Source organism: Aquimarina rhabdastrellae (assembly GCA_947387485.1).
Classification (GTDB): domain Bacteria; phylum Bacteroidota; class Bacteroidia; order Flavobacteriales; family Flavobacteriaceae; genus Aquimarina.
Window position 1 is genome coordinate 1 of sequence record CANDNT010000031.1, and the last position, 17,844, is coordinate 17,844.

Genomic DNA, 17,844 nt, shown 5'->3' on the forward strand with positions numbered 1-17,844 from the left:
AGGTTATGGGAAGTATCAGACTGTTCAAATAACACTACGAGTCATACTCAAATAATTACTGTAGAAGACACCACTGCACCAGTATTTGTTGAAACACTACCAACTGATGTTACAGTAAGTTGTGATGCGGTGCCAACAGCAGTAGTCTTAACAGCGAATGACAATTGCGATGCATCAGTAAGCGTAAATTATACAGAGACGATCATAGGACAAGATGATGGATGTGCATCGAATTATACGATTACAAGATTATGGGAAGTATCGGATTGTTCAAATAATACAACGAGTCATACACAGATAATTACTGTAGAAGATACTACAGCACCAGTATTTGTAGAAACACTACCAACAGATACAACAGTAAGTTGTGATGCTATACCAACAGCAGTAGTCTTAACAGCGAATGATAATTGTGATGCATCGGTAAGTGTAAACTATACAGAAACGATCACAGGACAAGATGATGGATGTGCATCGAATTATACGATTACAAGATTATGGGAAGTATCGGATTGTTCAAATAATACAACGAGTCATACACAGATAATTACTGTAGAAGATACAATAGCGCCAGAATTAATATCTAATATAGAAAATGAAATCATTGTTAATTGTGAAAATATACCAGATATACCTGATCTTGAATTTATAGATAATTGCTCTAGTGATATAGATATTACTTTTGAAGAATCTTCATCTCAAGGAGACCTAGTAGAAGATTATACTATTACAAGACTATGGACTGCAATTGATGAATGTGGAAATGTTACTACTATAGAACAATTAATTATTGTAGAAGTTGATGACGTACCAACTTTAACTACAGGTTCATTATGTATAGAAGATACTCCTGTAAACCTTATTACATTTTTACCAGATGGTGTAGATGCAAATGGAGAATGGCAAGAAAATCCTTCTTATCCATTAGATGATGGTGTGCTAGATCCTTCAACATTACCTGTCGGACAATATACTTACATATATGTTGTAACCAACACGACATGTCCTAAATCTTATGAACTCTTATTGGATATACATGATGATTGTATTGCTTTACCATGTTCTTCAGAAGATTTAAAAATCTCAAAAGTAGTAACACCTAATGGTGACCAGTTCAATGAATTCTTTGAAATAAAAGGATTAGAAAATTGTGATTTCACTTTTGATGTCACCATATTCAGTCGATGGGGACAACGGGTTTTCCGAGCCACTAATTATCGAAATGATTGGAATGGGCAAGCGCCAGGTTCAGCTTTAGGTTCTGCAAATACAGTCCCTTCAGGAACGTACTACTACATTGTAGAGATAAGAAATAGCGGTTTAGAGCCGATTAGTGGATATATATATTTAGGAACAGAATAATACATGCATTTATGAAAAATTTAATACAAATAACAGTTTTAGTAATTGGTATTTCTTTCATAGGAAATGCACAACAGCTCCCTCAATTCACACAATACATGTATAATACGATTTCTATAAATCCAGCTTATGCAGGTAGTAGAGATGCAATGAGTATTATAGCTTTAAATAGAAATCAATGGGTTGGTTTAAATGGAGGACCCGTTACACAAACCTTTTCGTTTCATACACCTTTGCGTAAAAAGAATGTTGGGTTAGGATTATCGTTTATTAATGACAGGGCAGGTTATGAAAACTTCTCCTATTTATATGCTGATTTTTCTTATACAGTTCAAATGAACTCAGATATATTATTGGCAATGGGATTAAAAGCTGGAGCTAGTCATTTTAAAATTGATGAAGAATTATTCAATGATCCTGATGTTTTTAATGACCCATTTTTTCAAGATAGAATTAATCGATGGACACCAAATGTAGGAGTAGGATTTCATTTATATTCTCATAAGTGGTATGCTAGTATATCGGCTCCTCGTATTATAAATAACGATTATAATAAAGAAAATGATTTTGTTGCTTTAGAACGTGTACATTATTACTTAACAGGAGGATATGTTTTTACATTAAATCCATCTCTAAAGTTTAAACCAACAGTATTATTCAAATTCACTAATGGAGCAAAAGCTTCTACAGATGTTACTGCAAATTTCTTATTTTATAATAAGCTATGGTTTGGAGCCTCTTATAGAGTAGATGATGCTGCAGGTGGTTTAATCGATTTTCAGATCTCAAAGCAATTTAGAGTAGGGTATGCTTATGAGTATCCTATATCTGACCTAAGACCGTATACTTCAGGTTCTCATGAAGTATTATTAATTTATGAATTCAAATTCATAAAAAAGAAACTTAAATCACCTCGATATTTTTAAATCTGTAGCTATGAAATCACATTTTAGATATAGTATATTGATCTTAGTTTGTTCTTTTTCATTTTTCGCTACAGCGCAATATAGCAAGCAAAAAAGAGCAGATCGATTATACAATAATTTTGCTTTCGCGAAAGCAAGCACTTTATATAAACAACTTATAGACAAGGAGTATAATGCAGATTATGCAAAAAGGAAACTTGCAGATTGTTATGCTCTTATGAGAGATCCAAAAAGTGCAATTGAATTTTATGAGCAAATAATAAATGAACCTGATATTCCGTCTGAGTATTATTATAGTTATGCACAAGCTTTAAGAGGAGTGAAACGTTATAAAGAATCTAGAGTTTGGCTTAAGAAATATAAAGAGTTTAATCCTAATGATGCTAGCGTAAATAGTTTTTTAAGGAAAAGTAATTTTGCAACCAAAATTTTTAATGCAAAAAAACAATATAATGTTAAACTGAGTCCTTTTAATTCTATTGTTAGTGATTTTGGAGCTTTTGAACACGATGATCATGTGTATTTTTCTTCTTCAAGAGATGAAGGGGTTTCTACAAAACGAATATACGCATGGAATGGTCAACCATTTTTAGATGTTTATAAGGTGCATAAAGATAGTAGTTTTGCAAACCATAAAAATAAAATAAAAGGTAAAGTAAATTCTAAATTTCATGATGGTCCTGTCATCATTTCTAAAAATGGAAATACCATGTATTTTTCTAGAAACAATTATTTAGGAAGTAAAAAAGGAAAAGATGATAAAGGTATTAATCATTTAAAGATTTATAGAGCATCATTTATTGATAATGTTTGGAAAGAAATAGAGGATTTACCTATAAATAATGATCAATTTTCGACAGGACATCCAGCTTTTAATGAAGATGAATCAATGTTGTATTTTGCTTCAGATATGCCAGGAGGTTATGGAGGGTCTGATATTTATCGCGTACAAATACTTCCTAACGGAACATTAGGTAAACCAGAAAATTTAGGAGGTATTATTAATACCAAAGGAAATGAAATGTTTCCATTTATAAATGAAGAAGGTGTATTGTTTTTTTCATCAGATGGGCATATAGGATTAGGACTTTTAGATATTTTTGGAGCTGTCAAAGATAAGAATGACGAGATATCAGGAATCATTAATTTGGGGTCACCAATTAATAGTAATCTGGATGATTTTTCATTTTTTATAGACGATAAAGGGCTTAATGGTTATATAGCATCAAATAGAGAGGATGGAATTGGAGATGATGATATCTATGCTTTTGAGCGAATTCCAGAGCTTATATTAAAAGGATTTATTACAGATGCATTGAACAATAAACCTATAGATCATGCTATGGTAGTATTAAAGAATAAAACTAAATCTGGCATAGCAGAAGTATTTACAGATCAAAAAGGATATTATGAAATCTCTATTGATAGAAATACTGATTATAGTTTATTAGCTAGTAAAGATAAATATCAGGATAATTCTATCGAAATTTCATCTAAACCATTGACAATTTTGGATAAAGAGTTAAATCAAAATTTAGAATTAACACCTATACCAGAAATTGATATCCTTGCAGATGTTGATTTAAATACGATTTATTTTGATTTTGATAAAGCTATAATTAGAGAAGATGCAAAAGCTGAATTAGACAAAATAGTTGATGTTTTAAAACATGAGTATCCTCAATTGAGAATCAAATTAGAATCACACGCTGATGCAAGAGGATCTTATAAGTATAATGATAAATTATCTTCAAGAAGAGCAAAGGCTACTTATCAATATCTCATCAATAATGGTATTTCTCCAGATCGTATAATTTCATATACTGGATATGGAGAAAGACAATTATCTAATGATTGTAATGATCAACAATTAGATTGTGACGAAATTTTACATCAAGAAAATAGAAGAACACAATTTATTATTATCAATCTTAATTAAATAGTGTTTATTCGGCTATGAATATATTAGTAAAATAATATCGTCCTTCAGTATTTTGTATAACAGAAATACCAAAATATGTATGATCACCTTCTAAATTCTTTTTGTGCTCAGGACTATTTAACCAAGCATTAACAACAGAGGCTGCATTATTATATCCAAAAGCTACATTTTCACTAACATTTGTAGCTTTTGTTGCTTCTTTAATAATTCGTTCTCTTTGAAAAAAATAATCATGACATACCTCTTGATTAGTAATCATATGCTCATTATGCTTTTGAGCTTCAACTGAAGCTATATCCATAATCTCTAAGGTACTTAAACCTAATGTAGAACGATGATCATTAATTAACTCAAGAATTTCCTCTTCTATTGTAGTATAATCATATGTTAAAAATTCATTTTCATTTGTTACTTCTGGGGCAATAGTTTCTATCTCTTCTTTGGAGCAACTTAACATTAAATAAGTAAGAGAGATTAAAACTACTTTAAGTAGGTTTAATTTCATTATATTTTAATTGGGGTTTCGGCATGCGAAAATATATGGTAAAACCTTAATTAATGTTAATTAAATGTTAAAAATATATTTCAATACACTGATATTTAATGATTTAATTATTTAAGACTAGTAGATAGAAATAATATGCTTGTATAGAAATACAAAATAAATTGAATAAAGTTTAATGGATAAATCGTAAATACTTAAATGTCAGCAATTTAAAATATATCAATTTTGAACAAAAGGTGTACATAAAAAGTGTACAGTAGAGTAATAATAATAACTATCGATATATATATCTTGTTGATTTTATGTTATTTAAAAGAATGGAGTAGTCGTTTTACAATCCAGAGGGTTTTGGCGATTATCATAGTAAAACCAAGGTTTTATAAAAACAAAAACCACTGAATATCAGTGGTTTAATTTTAATTTGTAGCGAGAACGGGAGTTGAACCCGTGACCTCCGGGTTATGAAAACGAAGCGACTTTTTAATTTATAACTGTAAATCAATAATTTACATTTTAACAAAAATACATTTCGATACATTATCATACATTTGATGTACTTATAAAGTGTACTCTTTAGTGTACTCCTAGAATACTAGGTTAGTTATTGGTTTAAGAATAATTATTGCTTTCGATTAGTAGAGTCTTATCTTATTACACCTCTTTTTGAGAGCTTTTTTCCTTCTTTATATTTTATAATTATCGACTTGTGCAACGATTACCATTGTTGGCAGTAGTTATTTTAATTTTGAGTCAATAAATTCAGTTGTTTTTTCCACAATACTTTCTTGTGTATATTTTAAAATGTCAAATCCTCCAGCTGATATGAACTGTAAATATTCTTGAGTCAAATATTGGTTCGGGAAACCTCCAAAAATTATAAACCATTGTTTAGCGAACGTTTCCACGAAATAGGAAATAGATTTTTGAATTTTTTCCTCTCTATTTATACGACTAACTAAATCCAATCTACTTTGATTTGGTAAAACCTTTACATTAATGCTATCATTATCCGTATTAATAAACTGTTCTAAATCGTTAGATTGATTAAGACCATAAAATTCTATTGTTTTAATCAAATTTTCTGCTTCGAAAAACTGAATCACAAAATCATTCATAAAAATGATGTTTGGATTTCTATCACTTGTACAACCAACAAAATTATTAGTGTAAGCTGACGCTTCTCCAACTGTTTGTAAATATGTTATGTGAAATGGAAAATTTGGTATATCACAATTATCTATTGAATCCGAATTAAGCATTGTTAACCGTAAGCTTTCCATTGTGTCTTCACTCAAGTTATAAACATCTTCACATATTGCTGTTCGCCAAACTTGTAAGTAAAAGAAGAGTTTGATTATTTTGTTTTGTGCTAATTCAATTTGGTTCATACCTGTCAAGTCAGATTGCCTGAATTGCGGAAGAATAGTTTCTATAAATGGTGTTTCAATACTTGTGAAAATATCTTCACAATGCGAGCAAAAAACATAATCGACGGAAAATGGTATTTCTTTAGCTTTTTCAATTTCTTCTTCTGTCGCTTGCCTGCCCAAAGATTCTTCTAATTTTAGAATTGAAGTACCTCGTTGAAAATTAAAGTCAACAAATGGTGTATTATTTGATACGTCAAAATAATAACCAGCTTCTCTTTCATTTGCTCCGTCTAAATTCAGGCAGGTTCTTATAATTGAATCTGTTAAATAGTGTGTATTCTTTTTATTGGCTTCTCTTTCTTTACAAAGTTCACAAATCATATTATTACGTTATTTAATAGTCGGTTCCACAGTCACATTTAACAATTAGTTCAGGCTCATAATAATTCAGATAGTCTCTCACAGTATAAATTGTCTTTATATAATCAAAGTCAAGTGATTTAGTGAATAACTCTTTATAATAATTTGGTGCTGTCTTTCGGTCTACCTTCGTGTGTACAATTTCATCTCTAAAATCTTTAAATCTTATGATTGTTTCAAACTTATGCCCGTGATGTCTGTGAAAGCTTTTGTTTTTTACTTGAGGGATAACTTTCTTAATTTTTTCCTCAAATTGAATTTGTTCCTTATTATAGATTTCAGTATTCTTTTTTAAAACACGTCTATACTCAAAATCATTGGGTATTTGATGGTTCAAAAACGTTTCTAATGAGTTAAAAAGAGATGTTACATAATTGGAAACGTGTCCGAAGAAATTATAAAAAGAATTCATTGCATTACCCAAATCTCCTTTCCCATAATTTAATGCTTTCATTAATTTTTCTCTACTTTCCTTTATATCAGCTAAATTCACTTGTGCATTCGAAAAATAAATAACAATTGGGTTTGGTTCAGGAATTATATATGTTTTCTTTCTGTCGTTATATTTAAAACATTGGATAAAGGTTTGTTTGTCGGTCAGAATATGAGGTATATAATCTTTAAAGTCTCCAGCTTTAAATTTATTTATTGATTCTTGAGTTGGTTTTTGATTAATCATAAATTCATAACCATCGTCGGTTACATCTTTTTATATCAAAAATTTCTTTTTTATATGCTTCATTTCTAATTACTGCCAACGACCCGGCAAAATATGGAAAATATTGCTCTAAGATTACTAATTGCTTGCTTTTACGTTTCTCTGATGACTTAAAAAGCTTATGAAGTTCTTCTATAGTCATCGCTGTAACTTCATAATTAGTTAATTGGTTTTATTTAATACCATCCCACCATAAAATAGTATGGTTACAAGCGCATTGACAACCAATAATTTGACCTTTTGATGTGTGAAATCCACAAGGACTACAATTTCCTTGGCACAAATGGAATTCTCCGCCAAATGATGATGTATTTACGTCATCAAAACTTGACACATCATTATTCATTTCAAAAGCTACATTAATAGTTTCAACATCATCACCAACCCTAAATAACAAGTATTTCTTTGATGAATCTTTATTAAATAAATCTACAATTTCAAAATCATATATTGCATTTGCGTTTTCTAAAATTGCGTTTCTAGCAAACGTAGTTAATAGACTTTCTAATTCTTTGGCTTTATTTGAGTCTGTGTTTTTAAGTGATACATTATTTTCACTTATATCAAAATAATCTGAAACCTCGATGATTGGGTTAAAATCTAAATTATTGTCTTCATTTTTTTCTGTATCACAACTAAATAATGATACCATTCCTAGTATTGCTATAAAAAATATTTTTCTCATAATTTCTAATTTTAATTCTTTTCTTTCAACTTTTGCTTATTATTCTTTTGGATCGTCTATAGTTACAAAATCGCATTGCGTACCAGCACCACAAGCGCAACCTTGAGGTCCCCCTCCATAAACTATAAACCTACATCTTGAACAAGGGTTACCAATACATTTATAAATAGTTCCAAAAGAATTAAACACAATATCGTTGAAATCTTGAACCATTAAGTCTTTGCTTATCTTTAATCCAATTGTTGAATCAAAATCATTTTCTATTTTAACAGTAAAAAACAAATATTGTTCTTCTTGATTCTTAGCATCAAATGGAGTTAATTCAAAATCTGTTAATGCTAACACTTTTCCATTAGTAGTAGATTTAATTTTCTCAATAAGCAAACTTTCTAATCTAGAATTTTGCTTAGCATCAAAATTCTTAATTACTAGTTCTTGTGTACCTTCTTCCATGTAAGTAGAATATGTAAGAGGTGATTCTTGACTTGTCAATCGTTCTTGATTAACTTCCTCTAGGGTTAATTCTGTTTTATCAGTTTCACATGAGATTGTAAATACTAATAATAGTACCATAAGTAAATTGGATAATCTTTTCATTGTTAAATTATTTTTAAAGTTATATACTCTTTAGTTCATAGTTAAATATTTTCTTACCCTTAAATATTAAAAAAACTTCTTATGCTCTTAAATTTCTCCTAAAACAAGTTGATGGAAAGACTATTTCATTTTTTTTATCAAAATTTTCGATTTGAAACATCATAAAACAATATATACTTTGCTTTCATTTATTCTTTTATCACTACTTGGTGTACAAAACACTTACGCACAAGATGAGAAAAGAATAGAAATCAAAGAAGCAAAATACTTTGACAAGAACGAAGTAGAATTTCCTGGAGCTAATATTCTTACTGGAGATTTAATCAAATTTGACTTTAACGGACAAATTTTAGAGCGAAGAATAAAAGGAATTGATGCAGGAATTAGAGTTGCCGAAGGCAAACCTTATGTCGGAGTTATAATTGAAAGTCCAGATGAACAAGAAATAGATAATTTAAGAAATTGGAATCCCAATCTGACAATCGGAAAAATATATTCTAAAAATGAAACTGACAGACATTGGGCAGGTGGAGGAAAAATAATGATTGACCGAAAAGTGGTTGACCTATATTTAAGTCAAGTGGATTTTGACAAATTAGAAAAAACCCGATTTGAATTAGTAGATATTGAACCAACGGACAAGCAAAATTTTGCGGAATTGGAAAACGAAAAAATGAATTAAAAAACGTGCTACAATCGAGTAGACGGATCTCTTCTTTAAAGAAGAGATCCGTCTACTCGATTAGCTGCTGGCTTTTTTTACCATTTTATTAAATCTTCTTCTTCAATCGGTTTAACAATAGCGATTTTTTTAAGCTCTAAATTTGAGTTAATTTGAACTAAATCAATCGGTGCTGATAGGTAATTCGCTACCACCGTTTTCAAACCTAATTCAGTTGCACCATATATATCATAAGTTGCAATATCTTTTATTATGTCAATACCGTTATAAGTAATTTTATTTATTAGTTGATATTCGGTTTCAATATCAAAATTATTAGTAATTTTTTTACTGTTCGCTAAGACATCTATATCAATTATTTCATCTTTTTCATTTGGTAAATAAATTAAATCGTAATTGGTAGAAATCAATAAGTTTCTAATAAAATCAAATGACTTTTTGAATGAAGGACTACTTCTTAACGACAATATTTCTTCAAAATAATGTGTTTTAGTTTTATGCTTTCTAAATTCTGCTTGTGGATTGAAGTATATTTCAAAGAGTATTCCATTTAAGAGGTGATTTTCTCCATCAGGTTCGGAATATTTTTTTAAGTTACTATCTAAATCTTGCATAAATTCCACAGCGTTAAATGCAGCTCCACTCGATTGCAACAAATTTCTACCTAGAATAAACATTTGGTTTTTATCCAATGAATTTTTAGGGATTTTCAATACGTCATAAATTGCAGGATTCTGGATATTCCAATCGTAGGATTTTATTTTTTTGATTAGCATACCGAATTCGTCATTTTTGACATAATTGACATCTTTCACAACATCTTCTGAATATGGAATAGAAACAGAATGAACCATTTGCCCATTATTGAAATAGAAATCTCCAATTAAAGAGGTGTGTTCCCACGTAGTCTGTTTGCCACTACTTAAATTAAACACAGTCTTTCTGACTTTTTTAAATAATTCCTCAACGGAAAGTCTTTCTCGTCCTATATATTTCAATAATGAACCTGTGAAGATACTGTTCCCTTCATAACCTACATCACTTGCACCGTCATTTGGTGAAGTTGAGAAAGCTATTAAAGTTCCTTTTGGAGCTTGGATTGGACTAGTTGCAATAATTCCTCCACGCTCAAAACTTCTTCTACAAGCGTCAATAATGGCAATGTTTATTTTGTTTGAATTGTTTTTATAAATTGAGAGTAAGTCAGTTAGTTGGATACAAGTTTGTTTACAATGATAGGTGTTTGGTAAGTCAATTTGGCATTCTGTAAACGCTAAGTAATTTTCTCCTTCAACTTCAAATCCGTGACCTGCAAAATAAAATATTGTTGCATCGTAATTCTTAATTCTGTCTTCAAACTCCGTAAGAAGTTCTACAATTTTTTGAGAATTACCGTTTTCGCAGAAAATAACATCATAGCCTAATTTTTCAAAAACCTGCTTAATACTGTGAGCATCGTTTAAAGCGTTATCCAATTTATATTTATCGTAGTAATTGTTATTTCCAATTACCAAGGCTAATGTTTTCATTTATTCGATTATGTTTTTTCAGCTTGCAGCTAACGTTTAGTATATGGCAAGTAGGGCAGTAGAAAGCGATAAACTTTCGGGTTTGCTCTGAGCCAAAACGTTGTATTTTGTTTTTAATTTATTCATTCTTAAAAGCCAAATCAACGATTTGGCGGTGTTTCAAATAACCACTGAACTTTCTTAATCAGCAAACGCCCTATTTGCTATATACAGTGTTGTGTGGCGTTTTTTATTCATTTTTCAGTTCTCCAAGTAAGTAAACATCTCCAGAGTCGAATCCAGCTCCAAAATGTAAACTATCTCGTCTCTTTTCAGTTTTAAATAGTCCAAGTTTTTTGTCCTGATAAGTTAGCAGTCTGCCCTTCAAGTCGCTTATAGAATTAAGAACAAGTAAATTTAAAACTCCGTTGAAAACCAATACTTCATAATCTCCGCTTAGTTTCTCATTGCTCTTTATCATTACGTCTATTTTTTCAAAGTCGGCAAATAAAACATATCGTTTGTTCGGAAAATATTCTGTATCACAAGCCCAGTCTGCGTCTTCTGAAGGTGTCAATTTTGAACCAGCAATGTAGGCAGTCGTTTTTTCTTTACCGTTATCAATCTCTGGAAACGACATAGTTGCAAGTCCGAAATAAATGGACTTAATATTTTTCGGTATTGGTTCTTTTTCAATCACTTCTATAAGCCAGTCATTGAATTCCTTTTTTAACCTGTCTGTATCAATGTCTAAGGAAGGCAGGTCGTTGTCGGTCAAGACCTGCTTAATCTGGTCATAACCGCTGCGGATGTCTGACTTATTGTTTATTAGTTCTTTGAGTACTTTATCTACTTGTTCCCAATCCATTTTCTGTTTTTAATGCCACACAACAATTATATATAGTTACCATGGTAACTATATATCTATTATATTTTTCCCAAATCTAGTGGATTTCTAATTGATTTAAAGTTATTAAGAGCGACTTGTGTGTAAATTTCTGTTTCTTATACAACTATGTCTCAACAAAATCTGAACATATCTTAAATCTATATTGTTCTTTGAATAAGTGAATGAATAGTTAGAGGTTAGGGAAGGGCTTTTTGATTGTTAATAATAGTAATTGATATTCAGAAGTAAAATTTTAAGTCTTCAAAATACGTCAATTTAAACAAAAGGTGTACATAAAAAGTGTACAGTAGAGTAATACTAATAACCACCACCAGATATATCTTATTGATTTTATGTTATTTAAAATAATGGAGTAGTCGTTTTACAATCCCGAGGGTTTTGCTGATTATCTCAGTAAAATAGAGGTTTTATAAAAACAAAAACCACTGAAATTCAGTGGTTTAATTTTAATTAGTAGCGAGAACGGGAGTTGAACCCGTGACCTCCGGGTTATTAAAATGAAGCGACTTTTTGTTTTATACTATAAATCAAGCACTTACATTTTAGTAAAAATACATTTCGATACATTATCAAACATTTGATGTACTCCTAGAATTTTAGCCTAGTGATAGGTGTAACCAAAATTATTGCTTTCGATTAGTAGAATATTTGCTTCTTCTATTATTGCGTATAATCTCAAAAAATACTTGAAATTCTCTAAAAACCTGAGTAAGAGTATTGCCAAAATCAAAACACTTATTTATAAATCTCTATGTGTTGAATTAGGAACGTATTATATCTCTTTTAAGGAACTTTAATTTTATCAATTAAAGTTCCTAATCTTATAAGAAAAGCCCTTTTAAAGAGTTTTTTTCCTTCTTTATATTTTATAATTATTGACTTGTGCAAGAGTTACCAATGTTGTAAGTAGTTTTATTTTATTTCATTTTTCAGAAATGGTCTTATTTCCTCCATTGTAATAATTCCTTTTTTTACGAATATTTCTTTTCCAAAAAATCCACTTATACAACTATGCGTTTCTTGATTTCGTTGAAATATATAAACTGTAAATATTTCTGAGAATTCATTTTTAGCATCTTCTTTATAGAACTCAAAAAGTCTTTGTCTGTGGAATTTGCTATTTACTTCAATGTTTTCTAAAGGAAGTTCATTCCTTACTATTTTACAGTTAACTCTTTTGATTTTCAAAATTTCAGAATTACTGCTATTGATTTTTAAATTAGGATGACTATTTAAAATAGGTTGATTAATTAAAGGCTTTTCATCTTTTTCAAACCAAAAACCTCTCGATATGACTTCTATAAATTCATCGTGAAATTTAAACAAATAATGACTAAAGTCAGTCAACATTTCATTTACATCTCCACCGAACCCGTAACAATCTCCGTAATGTTTCTTTTCGTAAGTATAGCGTTCTTTTAACCAATTAGAATTCTCAATTTTATAAACCCAATAATATGGTTCATCTTCTTTCCAATCCCATTCGTAAGGGATATATTCACCTCGAGAAACTCTTAAAGAATCTAACTTTTCAAAAGTGATTCGTCCATATTTTTCATCCTCTGTAGGAAAACAAATTGAGTCTAAATCATCAGAATATATAATGTTAGGGCTTTCAACATAATCATTTTCTATAGGTATCAAAATACCAATTGCTTTTTCCATTTTTTTGAGAATTACTTACAACTTTTTGTGTATGGTTTGTTGCATTTACTAAAATAGTAAAAAGCTAAAATCTAAGTTCAGCTACGAGAGAATTTCAGCATGAAATTCCGATGCAATGAACTATACACGTTGTTATATTTTATAGCTACAAGTGCTGTTTTGCAGCAAGTATGCCTTGTTCTTATTTAATAGTTCCAAATTTTAAAAAATCTTACCCAAAAGAATTATACTTTTTTCAGTCAGAGTTTTGTCCAATTGTTTTCAACGATTCCAGTCTAAGTTATCAATTCAGTTATTTAGTCAAGATATAGAGTGGAGTAGCGTTAACTGTTTGTTTAAAATGCGTTTTAATGCATTTTTACATCTTGTTGTATTGCGTTATTATTTTTAAGAGTATTGAGCAAAATAAGTCAATACTTTCGATTCAGGTTGAAAGAAGATATGCAAATTACCATCACTGAAAAATAAATCAGAATCTCCTCCTTGATTAATAGAATCTGGAATTTCAGTTACAAGTTTAGAATTTATCCAAACAGTGTTTAATATAAACTTCATCTTCTTTCCAGTTTTCGAACAATAAGGTAAAAAAGGTTCGTGATCCCAATCAGGAATTCCAAAATATCCTTCTATCGATTTTTCAACTACATTTCTTTTATTGGTCTTTCTAAAAGAAAAATTTTGTTTTGTATAGAATGCATACGGGTCAATATTTTTCATTGCTTCCAAATCACAGAAATCATTATTTTCTATCTGATCTATATCAATAAATATTGGTTTATCTGGATTTGAATAGTCAATACTTATTGGTTCAGAAAAATCCAAAAAAGTAGGGCAGACTAAATGTAAATCAAAGTCAAGCCAATCAAATGATTTTTCTTCTTTACTAATCATTCCTAAATAGCTAACCGTTGTTCCATTTAATTTGGGTATTATTAGATTTTCGGGAGAATCACCACCGAAATAATTTATCCCCTCGGAATCAGTCATTAAATGACCAGGTGTTTTTATTACAAAATCAATAAATTGGAATTTTTTTTCACTATCCGTTAAGGGAATTTCTTTATCTAATTTTCCTTCCCAGAATCTTTCCTTTTTGATTAATTTGTTTGTTTTATTATCAAATGTTAACTTATTAAAACAGAGAGCAGATTTCGTAGCCTCTTTATCCATTCTTGTTAATTCACAGAAATAATTACAGTCATCAGAACCGTCAAACTCCATTCCATCAAGAAAATATTGAATTTTATATTTTTCTTTTTTGAATAATCTCATTTTGTTTTAGTCAGAATGCAATACAACGGTCTCGTATAACCGTCAGTTACGGGATAAAGTTAAATTAATTTTCGATTTAGAACAGACGTTAGCAATTATGGTGGATTCGACTACGTCCGAATCCACCATAATTGCGGTTATACATTGTGCCTGTTGCACAAGTATTAGATAAAAATAGTATTATTTCGTAAATTGATGTATGCAAGGCAAGAAGATTTATCAAGAAAAACTATTCACTTATTTTCAATTGAGTGATCGTATAGCCAAAACAAATTTCTATCGTCGATTAAAAGAAGTTATCCACTTAGATTTTTTATATGACAGTACTAAAAAGTTTTATGGCAGTAGTGGTCAAAAAAGTATTGATCCTTTAGTATTTTTCAAATTGTGTTTAGTAGGTTATCTAGAAAATATCATTAGTGATCGTAAGCTTATTGAGCATTGTAGTATGCGATTAGATATTCTTTACTTTTTAGATTATGATCTAGATGAACAGCTTCCTTGACATTCTTCAATCAGTCGTACTCGACAGCTTTTTCCTGAAGCAGTTTTTGAGCAAGTCTTTACTCATATACTTACCTTGTGTGTGGACAAGGATATGGTCAGCGGACATACTCAAGCCATAGACTCAGCTCCCATAAAAGCTAATGCTAGTATGGATTCTGTAGAATTAAAAGTTCCTGCTAATGAATTAGATGTTCATTTAACCAAGATCAGACATATTAGTAATAGAGATAAAGAGGTTTTTAGAAAAGCTAAAGAAAATAAAGCTACTTTACAGCAAAGAACAATCACAACTAATGCCAAAGAATTAAATAGTATAACTGCTAGAAATAAAAAATGGGCTAAAGATCAAAATCAACGTCAAGGCTCCAATAATAAGAGAAGTCGCTATACAAGCAATAAAACACATTATAGTCCTACAGATCCTGACGCTAGAATTAGTGTAAAACCTGGTAAAGCAAGAAAGCTCAATTATAGTAGTCAACTTAGTGTTGATACAGCTCATCATGTAATTATAGATATAAAGGCTTATCATGCTGATAAAAAAGATAATCAATGTCTAGAAGATATAGTTTCTAGATTGCACAAACGCCTATGGAAACAAGGCTTTGTTTGGGAGAATATTATTGCAGATACAGGCTATAGTAGTGGAGAAGTTTATGCTTTTTTAGAGCAAAGAAGAATTTATAGTTACATACCTCCTCATGGAACATATAAAGGTGGTCCTGATGGCTTTTCTTATATAAAAGAACAAGATCATTATCTATGTCCTAAGGGAGAGGTTATTCCTTTTAAGAAAGTATTTTTGGATTATCGGACGCAAACTAAAAAGAAAGAATATCGTAGTTCTTCTAAACAATGCAAAAACTGCCCATTAGCTTTACCATGTCTAGGAAAAACAGCCAAAGAAAAGAAGTTTTCTGTAACCTATTATCGTGAACAATACGAACGAAATAAAACTAGAGTACATAGCAAGAAAGGAAAATATATGAAGCGAAAAAGGCAAAGTACAGTTGAACTAGTCTTTGGAACGCTAACTCAATTTATGGAATTGAGAAAGATCAATACTATAGGTATACAACAAGCCAGTAAGGTGATGATGCTTTCTGCTATTGCATATAATCTCAAAAAATACTTGAAATTCTCTAAAAATCTGAGCAAGAGTATTGCTAAAATCAAAACACCTAGTTATAAATCTCTATATGTTGAATTAGGAGCGTATTATATCTCTTTTAAGGAACTTTAATTTTATCAATTAAATATCCTTATCTCATAAGAAAAACCCTTTTAAAGAGCTTTTCTTCTTCTTTATATTTTATAATTATTGACTTGTGCAACGATTACCTGTGTTATCATTTTTTTATTTCAATTCGTTTATTTCTATCATTTGGTACAGTTCTGTAAAGTTTCATTGTATTACAATCAAGTCCATTTGATATATGCAGACAATCACTTACTTCCTCAAATTCAAACTCAAAGCCAACAATATGAAAACTCGATTCTTGTCCATATTCAAGTCCGTAAATTTTGGTTATCGGTTTATTGAGTATTGAATTAATATTTTCAAAAGCATTTTTAGTCCACTCCAGTGGCATTTCATTTCCCGATCCATACCAGTCTAACTTATCAGTCTGGTCAATTTTATCAATAGTCAAACTATATTCTAATTGATACGCCGTAAATTCATATTGTTTTTTGTCAATTAGCAAAATTATTGGACCATCTTCGTTCCAATTGTTTTCATTTTGGTTCCATTGAACAAAATACGAGTCAATTGACTTTCCAATCAATTGATTAAAAGTTTTTTTATGCAGTTTTTTCACCTCCTCAATGCTATTGAGGTAATTCAACTCATATTTTTCAATTCCTAACATTCAGGCTTTGCTAATTAATGCTAACGTTTAATGTATGGTGCGTGCTTTGCATGCATTATACACCTTGTTGTGGTGGCGTTTTTTCCTTATAAATTATCATTTCAATCAGCTCGTAAGCAAGCCTTGGAATCTCTTTTCTATTTTCTCTTGATATTCCATATAATTTCTGTAAAGACTCTTTAAGTTCTTTATAGACCGGGTGCTTGAGCCTTGTGATTACATGTCCATTTACTCTTTGTTCTGATTCAATCTCTTTTTTTAACTCCGCAGCATCAAGGTTAAGTGATTTGAATAATCTCAAACCCTCAACAATTAATGGATTCGTATTTAAATTATTCATTTGATTATTCAGAAATGCCACTCCGTATTTTTCTAAATCCGAAACAATTTCATTGATTACTCTTGTCGTGGTCTCAATTCGGCTATTATGATAATAATAAGCTTCTTCAAGTGGAGTAATTCTTGTGCCTCGTTTTAGAATAATTAAATTACAATGAGGATTAATCCAACCAGTGTTGTATCCACTAGTGTCAATGAAGAATGGATTAAGTCTTGACGATACAGAGCAAGTGCAAAATTTATCCTTTAAAGTAAATCCTATATCAAAACTCTCGAATACTTTCAGGTCATCAATCAGTCTCGTTCGCTGAAACGAGTAATACTGATTTTTATAGGAAGTAAATTGAAAATCAGGAAAATGTTTTTCCATAATTGGTAATAGTATTTTCTTGAATTCACCTCTTTTTAATTCAGGCGATTCATCTATTACCTTTTTTTTATTTCTAAACTTTCCAAAAAGCTTCATCTACGTCATTTTTTAATGCACCAGTAGAGTAGAACCTGATAGTTCTAGTCTGTTATATCTTCTAAAGATATTAATATTTTAGAACTATCAGTGCCCCCT

At 30.2% G+C, this 17,844-nt stretch carries 15 protein-coding genes and 1 pseudogene; 5 read left to right on the forward strand and 11 right to left on the reverse strand.

Annotated elements, in window-relative coordinates:
* The 3 genes from ACYEKI_RS20775 to ACYEKI_RS20785 form a co-directional block, all read left to right on the forward strand.
* Window positions 1-1,362 (forward strand): T9SS type B sorting domain-containing protein (locus ACYEKI_RS20775; RefSeq protein ID WP_459213137.1); only part of this gene is annotated, 1,362 nt, incomplete at its 5' end.
* A gap of 11 nt (window positions 1,363-1,373) precedes the next feature.
* On the forward strand, window positions 1,374-2,288 hold the full coding sequence (locus tag ACYEKI_RS20780; protein ID WP_459213138.1) for a PorP/SprF family type IX secretion system membrane protein: 915 nt from the start codon (window positions 1,374-1,376) through the stop codon (window positions 2,286-2,288).
* 10 nt (window positions 2,289-2,298) lie between these two features.
* Window positions 2,299-4,227, forward strand: a complete 1,929-nt coding sequence (locus ACYEKI_RS20785) for an OmpA family protein (protein WP_459213139.1) — start codon at window positions 2,299-2,301, stop codon at window positions 4,225-4,227.
* 7 nt (window positions 4,228-4,234) lie between these two features.
* On the opposite strand, the gene ACYEKI_RS20790 is transcribed toward ACYEKI_RS20785, so the two are convergent.
* The 5 genes from ACYEKI_RS20790 to ACYEKI_RS20810 form a co-directional block, all read right to left on the reverse strand.
* Window positions 4,235-4,735, reverse strand: coding sequence for a CAP domain-containing protein (locus tag ACYEKI_RS20790; protein WP_459213140.1), 501 nt, complete (start codon window positions 4,733-4,735; stop codon window positions 4,235-4,237).
* Window positions 4,736-5,469: 734 nt separating this feature from the next.
* On the reverse strand, window positions 5,470-6,486 hold the full coding sequence (locus tag ACYEKI_RS20795) for a hypothetical protein (protein ID WP_459213141.1): 1,017 nt from the start codon (window positions 6,484-6,486) through the stop codon (window positions 5,470-5,472).
* Between the two features lie 13 nt (window positions 6,487-6,499).
* The gene (locus ACYEKI_RS20800; protein WP_459213142.1) at window positions 6,500-7,204 is read right to left on the reverse strand and encodes a hypothetical protein; all 705 of its coding nucleotides are present in this window, start codon (window positions 7,202-7,204) and stop codon (window positions 6,500-6,502) included.
* A 211-nt stretch (window positions 7,205-7,415) separates the two neighbouring features.
* Window positions 7,416-7,928 carry a hypothetical protein gene (locus ACYEKI_RS20805; RefSeq protein WP_459213143.1) on the reverse strand — a complete coding sequence of 171 codons (513 nt, stop codon included), beginning with the start codon at window positions 7,926-7,928 and terminating at the stop codon, window positions 7,416-7,418.
* A 39-nt stretch (window positions 7,929-7,967) separates the two neighbouring features.
* A complete protein-coding gene (locus ACYEKI_RS20810) occupies window positions 7,968-8,525 on the reverse strand; it encodes a hypothetical protein (protein ID WP_459213144.1) in 558 nt (185 codons plus the stop codon).
* A 151-nt stretch (window positions 8,526-8,676) separates the two neighbouring features.
* Between ACYEKI_RS20810 and ACYEKI_RS20815 the strand changes: the two genes are divergently transcribed.
* Window positions 8,677-9,207 (forward strand): hypothetical protein, encoded by a 531-nt coding sequence (locus ACYEKI_RS20815; protein WP_459213145.1) that lies wholly within the window; start codon window positions 8,677-8,679, stop codon window positions 9,205-9,207.
* A 77-nt stretch (window positions 9,208-9,284) separates the two neighbouring features.
* Here ACYEKI_RS20815 and ACYEKI_RS20820 read toward each other — a convergent pair whose 3' ends face one another.
* The 4 genes from ACYEKI_RS20820 to ACYEKI_RS20835 all read right to left on the reverse strand — a co-directional run bounded on the left by ACYEKI_RS20820 (window position 9,285) and on the right by ACYEKI_RS20835 (window position 14,562).
* A complete protein-coding gene (locus tag ACYEKI_RS20820) occupies window positions 9,285-10,736 on the reverse strand; it encodes a caspase family protein (protein ID WP_459213146.1) in 1,452 nt (483 codons plus the stop codon).
* 229 nt (window positions 10,737-10,965) lie between these two features.
* Window positions 10,966-11,583, reverse strand: coding sequence for a hypothetical protein (locus tag ACYEKI_RS20825; protein WP_459213147.1), 618 nt, complete (start codon window positions 11,581-11,583; stop codon window positions 10,966-10,968).
* 954 nt (window positions 11,584-12,537) lie between these two features.
* Window positions 12,538-13,290 (reverse strand): hypothetical protein, encoded by a 753-nt coding sequence (locus ACYEKI_RS20830; protein WP_459213148.1) that lies wholly within the window; start codon window positions 13,288-13,290, stop codon window positions 12,538-12,540.
* Window positions 13,291-13,677: 387 nt separating this feature from the next.
* Window positions 13,678-14,562 carry a hypothetical protein gene (locus tag ACYEKI_RS20835; protein ID WP_459213149.1) on the reverse strand — a complete coding sequence of 295 codons (885 nt, stop codon included), beginning with the start codon at window positions 14,560-14,562 and terminating at the stop codon, window positions 13,678-13,680.
* 199 nt (window positions 14,563-14,761) lie between these two features.
* Here ACYEKI_RS20835 and ACYEKI_RS20840 point away from each other — a divergent pair.
* Window positions 14,762-16,240 (forward strand): annotated as a pseudogene (locus ACYEKI_RS20840) (IS1182 family transposase); the annotation flags it as partial.
* Between the two features lie 178 nt (window positions 16,241-16,418).
* Here ACYEKI_RS20840 and ACYEKI_RS20845 read toward each other — a convergent pair.
* Both ACYEKI_RS20845 and ACYEKI_RS20850 read right to left on the reverse strand, forming a co-directional pair.
* Window positions 16,419-16,940: a hypothetical protein gene (locus tag ACYEKI_RS20845; protein ID WP_459213150.1), complete on the reverse strand. Its 522-nt coding sequence runs from the start codon at window positions 16,938-16,940 to the stop codon at window positions 16,419-16,421.
* A gap of 55 nt (window positions 16,941-16,995) precedes the next feature.
* A complete protein-coding gene (locus ACYEKI_RS20850; RefSeq protein ID WP_459213151.1) occupies window positions 16,996-17,745 on the reverse strand; it encodes a hypothetical protein in 750 nt (249 codons plus the stop codon).
* Between the last annotated feature and the right edge of the window lie 99 nt (window positions 17,746-17,844).